Below are 7,929 nucleotides of genomic sequence, written 5' to 3'. Positions count from 1 at the left end.
CGTTGATCTCTCGACTGATGGTGCTGCCTGGCAGACGGTGGTTAACGGCAAATTCGACGGAAAGACAACCACGGAATACCAGCGCGACCTCCGCATTGATCTGCCAGCGGCCACTACTGGCTGGGCTGTGCGGGTACGTCGTATCACGCCTGATTCCATCGGGAACTCAAAACTGATAAACGCCTTCAAGGTGTTCTCGTTTGCTGAGGTGATCGACAGCAAGTTACGCTATCCCAATACGGCGCTGCTGTATATCGAGGTCGATGCCAGCCAGTTTACCAATGGCGCGCCGAAGGTGACCTGCAGGCCGAAGGGGAAACTGGTACGCGTGCCGGACTCCTACGATCCGGTTACGCGCACCTACAGCGGTACCTGGTCCGGTGGCTTCAAAATGGCCTACACCAACAACCCGGCCTGGGTATTTTACGATCTGGTGCTGGATGAGATTTACGGCATGGGTACGCGCATCGATGCAGGCATGATCGATAAGTGGGAGTTGTACGCCATTGCGCAGTATTGTGACCAGAAGGTGTCGAACGGGGCGGGTGGTACCGAGCCGCGCTTTACCTGCAACGTTTACATCCAGAGCCAGCAGGACGCCTACACCGTTCTCAGCGATCTGGCAGCGATATTCCGGGGGATTACCTTCTGGGGCAACGACCAGATTTACGTGCGCGCGGATGTGCCGCAGGATGAGGTTGATTTTACCTACCATGCCTCGAACGTGATCGACGGGTTGTTTACCTACGGCGGCGGCAGCTACAAAAACCGCTACTCGTCTGCCCTGGTGTCCTGGTCTGACCCGCAGAATCATTACAGCGATACTGTTGAGAGTGTCTACGATTCCGACCTGGTGAAGCGGTACAAGGTCAACCAGATGTCGATGACGGCGATTGGCTGCACATCCCAGAGTGAAGCGCACCGCCGGGGCCGCTGGGCGCTGCTGTCTAATGCGCGCGACGGAACGGTGTCATTTGGCGTTGGGCTGGACGGTTATATTCCCCTGCCTGCAGAAATTATCGGTATCGCGGATCCGTTCCGTGCCGGCAGGCAAAACGGCGGGCGTATTCGGGCGGTGAGCGGGCGTAATGTCACGCTTGATCGCCCTGCTGACTACGCCGCCGGCGACCGCCTGGTGGTCAACCTGCCGGACGGCAAGGCGCAGACGCGGACAATCGCATCCATCAGCGCGGACAAACAGACGGTGACGGTCACCACCCCCTTCAGGCTGCTGCCTGAGTCCGGTGCAGTGTGGGCCATCGACAGCGACAACCTGGCTATCCAGTATTTTCGTGTGACATCCATCCGGGCGAACGACGACAGCAACGGTGGTTTCACGATCACCGCAGTTCAGCATGACCCGAATAAATACCGCTATATCGATGACGGTGTGCGCATTACCCCAGCGCCAGTCACCGTCACGCCGGTAAGCGTTCTGCCGGCACCGAAAAACATCACCCTCACCGAAACCGACCATATCGAGCAGGGACTTACCGTTGCCACCATGAATGCTTCCTGGGATCGGGTGGATGGTGCTATCCGGTACCAGGCGCAATGGCGCAAGGATAATGGCGACTGGATAAACGTTCCGGTGAGCAGCGCCCAGGGATTTACGGTGCAGGGGATTTACACCGGGAGTTATGACGTGCGGGTGCGTGCGCTGAACGCTCAGGATTCAAGCTCGCCGTGGGGTTATGCTGATACCACGTATCTTACGGGCAAAAACGGCAGGCCTGGAACGCCGCAGGCACTGGCCGCCACGGACGATGTTGTCTGGGCTATCGATATTACCTGGGCTTTCCCGGATGGCTCAGGTGATACGGCATACACCGAGATTCAGCGCGCCACCACAGAAGACAAGGCTAACCCGCAATTACTGGCTCTGGTGCCGTATCCGGCCACGCATTACCAGCATGGCCCGATGCGGGCGGGCGTCAGTCAGTGGTACCGCGCCCGTCTGGTGGATCGTATCGGCAACACCGGCGACTGGACAGAGTGGGCGGCAGGACAGTCCAGCTCGAAAGCCGGTGATTATCTCGACATGATCGGCGACACGCTTGAACAGACCGAGGGCTACAAAAACCTCGTGTCGGACATTGCCGATCTCGGTGAAGATATCCAGTCGGCGCGCGACGACATCACCGCAGTTACGACAGAGTCGGCGGCGACTAAAGCGGGCCTGGCGCAGGAGGTCACGGACCGTAAGAAAGCCATCACCGACGAGGCAGCGGCGCGGGGGCAGGCGCTGCTGACAGAGAAGAACGAGCGCGTCGCGGATATCAGCAACGTCAATCAGACGATCCAGACCACCACCGAGTCACTGGCGCAGCAGATTGGGCAAATTTCTGCAGGTACCGGCTCGCAGTTCGACCCGGCCAAAATCTGGTACTTCGATTCGACGGTAGAGGGCTGGACCGGGAACGGGACCCCAACAATCGTTGACGGGTGGATTCGACCAGCGAACCATGCCACCGATCCGTGGGTGGCATCCCCGGGCTCACTGGCCATCAACTCCTCGTCCTATCGCTTCATCAAACTGCGCATCAGGAAATTCGGTGCGCCGGGCTGGACGGGGCAGCTGCGGTGGCGTGGTACGGGTGGTTTCAACGACACCAACATGTTCACCGTCGCCGAGCCTGCCTATGACGCGAACGGTATCGCAACTGTGGAGTTCGACAACATCCCCTGGCTGACCGAAACCACGATGAATCAGTTCAGGCTGGACCTGTCCACTAAACAGGACGCGACGAACTATTACCTGATTGACTGGGTGGCGGTCGGACGGCCAACACCGGGGGCCGGGATGGCGGCGCTGCAGCAGGAAACGACAGCACGTGTTGCTGGCGACCAGGCGGAAGCCACAGCGCGCGAGACGCTGGCGGCGCAGATCCGTGGCGGCTACACCGGTGATGACCCGTCGAAGCTGGCCTCGGGCTTGCTCTACACCGAACGCCAGGCGCGCATCACGGCGCAGGAAGCGGAGGTTACAGCCCGGACGGCGCTGGAAGCGACCGTTAATGCCAACAAAGCTGCTGTAACGCAGGAGCTGGCAACGCTGACGACTGAGCAGGAGGCGCAGGCCACCACGCTGTCGGGCCTGCAGACCACCGTCGGGAAAAATTCCGGCGATATCACGCGCATCGATAAAGCCGTCGCCGATAACAACAAAGCGCAGACTACCGCGCTGGCTGCGGTCAAGGCTACTACCGACCAGAACACGGCTGACATCAGCACGGAAATCACGGCCCGTACGGATGGTGACTCCGCGCTGGGGCGTCGTATCGACAGCCTGAAAGTGGATGTGGACGGTAACACTGCCAGCCGCGACGCAGGCATTGTCGGCAGCGTCAGCAACGCCATTGCCAACTTCTTTGCGTTTTCGGATCAGCGCGTCACGTTTGCCGTTGGCGAAACCAAAACGCAGGCCGATATTACCGAGACCCGGAAGACCGCCGCGGATGCCACAAGCGCTGTAGCCGAACAGGTCACGACGCTTAAGGCCACGGTTGAACAAAACGGCCAGACCAACGCCGCCGCCATTACGCGCATTGATAAAGCTGTTACGGATCTGGAGAGCGCCACGGCGACCAGTATCCAGCAGGTGACTGCGTCGATTGGGCAAACCAACGCTAACGTCCAGACGACCAGCCAGGCTGTTGTTGATATCAACGGCAAGCTCTCGGCCCAATGGGGCGTTAAAGTCCAGGTGGAAGCGAACGGTGTCAAACGCATCGCGGGTATTCAGCTGGGCATTGACGGTACAGGGGCCTCAAACTTCCTGATTTCTGCCGATACGTTCGCGGTTTATAACCCAACGACGAACGGGCAGGAGCTGGTGTTTGCTTCGACCGGCGGCCAGATGTTCATGCGTTCGGTGTTCATCCAGGACGGTTCCATCGACAACGGCAAGATTGGCAATTATATCCAGTCCAGCAACTGGGACGGGACTGGTAATGTCGGCTGGCATATCAATAAATCCGGGTATGCCACGTTTAACGGCGTGACCGTTCGCGGGACGATTTATGCCACCGACGGGAGTTTCAGAGGCAGAGTTGAGGCGACCAGCGGGAGCTTCAGGGGCACGGTTGAAGCGACATCTTTCATTGGGGATGTCGCCAACACAGGGGTGTATCCCGACTCCAGCAACCGGTCTAACAATGCCGTTTCTACCAGTGTAGCCATGGCATACACCGACTCCAGCAATAACGGGCTGAATAAAAACGCCGTTGTAGAGTCATTGATATATGTGCGGGGGATTACAGGTGCGGTTACGTCCACCGTTCAGGTAACTATCGCGGGTAACGTCCGTACGTTCAATTATGACGTTCCTGTAGGTGGGCTATGGTTCACTGCACGGCACGCGGCGACCGGGATGGGTGGACAACGTATTGATGCCAGCATTGTCGTTAATTCCAGTAATGCAACCGTGGCAATTTATGCACCAACTATCACTGTGACCCGCGGTACCGGCTCCTTCTCCTGATCCCTACAACCTCAGACCATCCAACCCAGCTCCGGCTGGGTTTTTCATTTTAAGGACATCACGAATGGCCACACTTGATGACGATTTAGCGAAAGCCGTCACGGAAGGGTTTCGCCTGGCGCAAAGCAGTATCATCAACCAGGACCTTATTTTATCGGGTGCCGGTGATGTCACCGTAACCCTGGCAGACGGCTCGAAAAAGACGGGTCCCAGCTGGACGAAGCTGATCGCCCAGGCGGGTGCGGCAGGAGCCAGCGCCGCCGCAGCCAAAACCAGCGAAACAAACGCTCTTGCTTCAAAAAATGCAGCAGCACAAAGCGCCACGAACGCGGCAACGTCTGAGGGGAATGCTCTCTCGTCGAAGAACGCGGCCAAAACTTCAGAAACCAACTCGAAAACGTCTGAGACGAACGCGAAGACTTCAGAGAATAACGCCAAAACCAGCGAAACGAACGCCGCAGCATCACTGGCTGCGGCACAGCTGCTGACGTCTGTACCTTACGAGGAGGCTCCGTTCCCTGACGTCTGGTTACCGCTGAATGATGACATGCGCCTGCTGGCGGGTTCCGCGCCTTATGACCGGCTGACGATTTCCGGGCAGGTACTGGAGCTACCAACAAAGTCAGCGACCTTTGCCCGTTCAACCACTGCAACAGTTATGGATAAGTCAGGGTCAATGCGTTTAGCAGATATTAACGAACCGCGTTTTGAGCGCGGGGGGTTATTAATGGAATCTCAGGCCACGAATTTATATACAAACTCCGAACAGTGGGGGGCGGGGCAACGAGTTACCACAACCAATAATAGCGGCGACTCGCCTCGTGGCGATAAAACGATGGCGTTATTGGTTGAGGATACAGCAAGTTCTGAACACTACTCGCAAGACCGAAATATATCGTTAACAGCAGGCACAACTTATTGTTATTCGGTTTTCGTAAAAGCTCACACAAATCCACGTAATCTATATCTGCGTGTCGCAGCTGGTAGTACAGCCGGTGTTTTCTTCGACCCTGTAGCGGGTGCCTGGGTTGGAACTGGTAATGGTGCTCAGTTTGTCGACCGTGGATTTGAAGTTCTCAGTAATGGTATCTTTCGCGTCTGGATGACATTTACCGCTGCGGCCAGCCAGAGTACAGTTATTCGCCTTCAATTGGGGAATGGACCTTCTTCGAGTTATACCGGTGACGGTGTATCCGGTTTATATGTCTGGGGTGCGCAATTAGAAGACAGTCCTTTCCCAACTTCATACATCCCTACAAATGCGGCAGCAGTGACTCGGACCGCGGATAGTTGGGTCATCCCAGCGGAGAATGCAGGATATAAAACTCTTACCACGCTTTTTGACCGAACCGTTGCCGTGGAGTTAACGACAAAATTTATGCCTGTTGGTGGCTATACAGAGGCTATATCTGTCCAGGGTCCTAGATATGACATCATTTGTCGACTTGATACGAATAAAATGATCCGTTCTTACAGGAGTTCCCCGCTGGAAATTGCCTCACAAGATGGGACGGCAAGTATTTTTTCATACAGAGTTGCGGGTAATAATGTGTATATGTCATTCAATGGCAAGATTACATCAGGCACACGAGCTAATACTGACAATAATGTAATTACGAAATTTGGGAATACAAGTCAGTCAGTTGCCCGGTTCGTATATTACATTCGAAATCTGCGCATCTGGCACCGCGCATTAACTGATAACCAAATTAATGGACTCCGCTAATGAGAGACTTATATCTGCGCTTTAATGACGCCGACGAAATGCGCACGCAGTTAATCGCGGCGGGGTTTATGGATGATGAGGGGCATGGCAGCTTTTATCACCCGGATATCAGCCTGGATATCGTCGGCGTTATCACTGTTCCTGCTGAAGTTATCAATCCCGGTGAGGTAAACGAAGTTATCAAATACACCACCGAACCCGGCTATCACGTCAATTTGCGGGTCATGAATGACTCGCTCGATTTATCCGGGCTGAACGACTTTGTGGTTACACCGAAAACACCGGCTCGCGTCTGGGCTTAGGAGTTAAATCATGGCAAACAGAAAAGACAGTATTACTCTGACCACTGCGGAGATTTCGGATCTGGGCACGGCCGCCAAAAAGGATGTTGGCGCAGCGAAGGGGCAGGTTATAACGGTGGGCGATACGCTGGGAATAGGTGATCCCGTCGTTACTGTCCCGACGTCAGCTCAGGAGAAGGGCGCTCATTACGCATATTATGACGGGAACACCGGGTATGGTGGCTCAGGCGTGGAACTCAAGCACGTTCTCAGGGCTTCATCTGCTGCAACAGGCGGCCTCTCAGTAATCAGGATGATCAATTACTTCAACCGGGACAGGAAGGTTGTAGGGGTTGCATGCTTTGGTGCGTCTGAAGAGTGGAGGGTTAATTTCTATCACTCAGGGAATACGACCCAGGCTGCCGATGGAACCTTAAAAGCAGCCTCGCCAGTCATCCGCCTGTTTCATGACGGCCGCGCAGTCTGCAACGAAGAATCTGAGGGGTGCGCAGTTGAGCGACTGGGCGTCGGGGAGTATCTGATAAGCGGCTGCATAGGGCTCAATTCAGATGCGGCCTGGGGTGGGGTTGATGGCGGGTTCGATATACCCAAAGACCGTAACCGTCAGCCGCTTATCTGGCTGGATTATAAAGTTAACCCGGACGGCTCAGTGCTGGTAAAAACCTTTCACCGTACCCACCCTGATGCTCCGGCGTTCGCCAGAAATGAGATCTCCGGGATTTCCGAAGGCGACCCGGTTGATATCCCGGTCGATCAGTTCGTCTCTGTCCGTGTGGAGATGCCGGTGGACAGCATCTGGAATCAGCGCCAGTTGGAGGCCGCGGCTGCTATGGCTGAAACAGTCCCAGAAGAACAGCCGGATGTTCAGCCGTAATTATCATCAGCTGTCTCAGCGAACAACTCAGGATAGAAAAAAAGCCCGCACGGGAGCGGGCATAACTCCCTTAGCTTTGTTATTAATCCTGCGTTCATGACGCAGGTAAGTAACATATCGGCAGCATTTGCCATTACTTTAAAAATCAGCTTTTTAAAATGTCGACCGGCCAAATGGCACAGGCGGAAATGGGGCAGGGTCAAACTGCGTGTGAAGTATTGATACTGAGAAATGTTGAATTGAGGCACTGTTAGCTATATAAAAATATTTATTAATTTGATACAGCTAACGGCCCGGGGGCATCGTACCTGTCATGAAATTCATCTGTCCTGTTTGCAGAAGTAACCGGTTCTTTTTCACCTCCTTTAATCCCGAGCAAAACCTGCCCCACGGCGCGGTATGTTCCGTATGCGGAACCCGACTTACTACGCGCTCCATTCGTCCAACGCCACGCAGAAGACGCTGGCCTAAACAGGTGGATTAAGTCCCTGCTGACACGAAGCGGGCTCCTGTCACCGCTACAGTCCTCTGGGCTTTTCAGAGC

4 protein-coding genes and 1 pseudogene are annotated in these 7,929 nt (G+C 55.3%); all 5 read left to right on the top strand.

Annotated elements, in window-relative coordinates; all coding sequences use genetic code 11:
* Window positions 1-2,018: pseudogene (locus tag WFM46_RS21725) on the top strand (host specificity protein J); the annotation flags it as partial.
* 23 nt (window positions 2,019-2,041) lie between these two features.
* The gene (locus WFM46_RS21720) at window positions 2,042-4,483 is read left to right on the top strand and encodes a phage tail tip fiber protein (RefSeq protein WP_409201138.1); all 2,442 of its coding nucleotides are present in this window, start codon (window positions 2,042-2,044) and stop codon (window positions 4,481-4,483) included.
* 64 nt (window positions 4,484-4,547) lie between these two features.
* On the top strand, window positions 4,548-6,209 hold the full coding sequence (locus tag WFM46_RS21715; RefSeq protein WP_156654758.1) for a phage head spike fiber domain-containing protein: 1,662 nt from the start codon (window positions 4,548-4,550) through the stop codon (window positions 6,207-6,209).
* Window positions 6,209-6,511 carry a hypothetical protein gene (locus WFM46_RS21710; protein WP_156654757.1) on the top strand — a complete coding sequence of 101 codons (303 nt, stop codon included), beginning with the start codon at window positions 6,209-6,211 and terminating at the stop codon, window positions 6,509-6,511. The genes WFM46_RS21715 and WFM46_RS21710 overlap by 1 nt, the downstream gene beginning before the upstream one ends.
* Before the next feature lie 10 nt (window positions 6,512-6,521).
* The gene (locus WFM46_RS21705; protein ID WP_231736528.1) at window positions 6,522-7,385 is read left to right on the top strand and encodes a phage tail fiber protein; all 864 of its coding nucleotides are present in this window, start codon (window positions 6,522-6,524) and stop codon (window positions 7,383-7,385) included.
* Window positions 7,386-7,929 lie beyond the last annotated feature (544 nt).

The sequence above is a fragment of the Leclercia sp. M50 genome, assembly GCF_037150775.1.
GTDB lineage: Bacteria > Pseudomonadota > Gammaproteobacteria > Enterobacterales > Enterobacteriaceae > Enterobacter.
Note: the sequence above shows the minus strand (reverse complement) of the source record. Positions and strands in the feature narration are given on the sequence as shown.

Coding starts and splice junctions, on each gene's coding strand:
- WFM46_RS21715 (WP_156654758.1), top strand. CDS start 4,548: ATGGCCACACTTGATGACGATTTAGCGAAAGCCGTCACGGAAGGGTTT.
- WFM46_RS21720 (WP_409201138.1), top strand. CDS start 2,042: ATGATCGGCGACACGCTTGAACAGACCGAGGGCTACAAAAACCTCGTG.
- WFM46_RS21710 (WP_156654757.1), top strand. CDS start 6,209: ATGAGAGACTTATATCTGCGCTTTAATGACGCCGACGAAATGCGCACG.
- WFM46_RS21705 (WP_231736528.1), top strand. CDS start 6,522: ATGGCAAACAGAAAAGACAGTATTACTCTGACCACTGCGGAGATTTCG.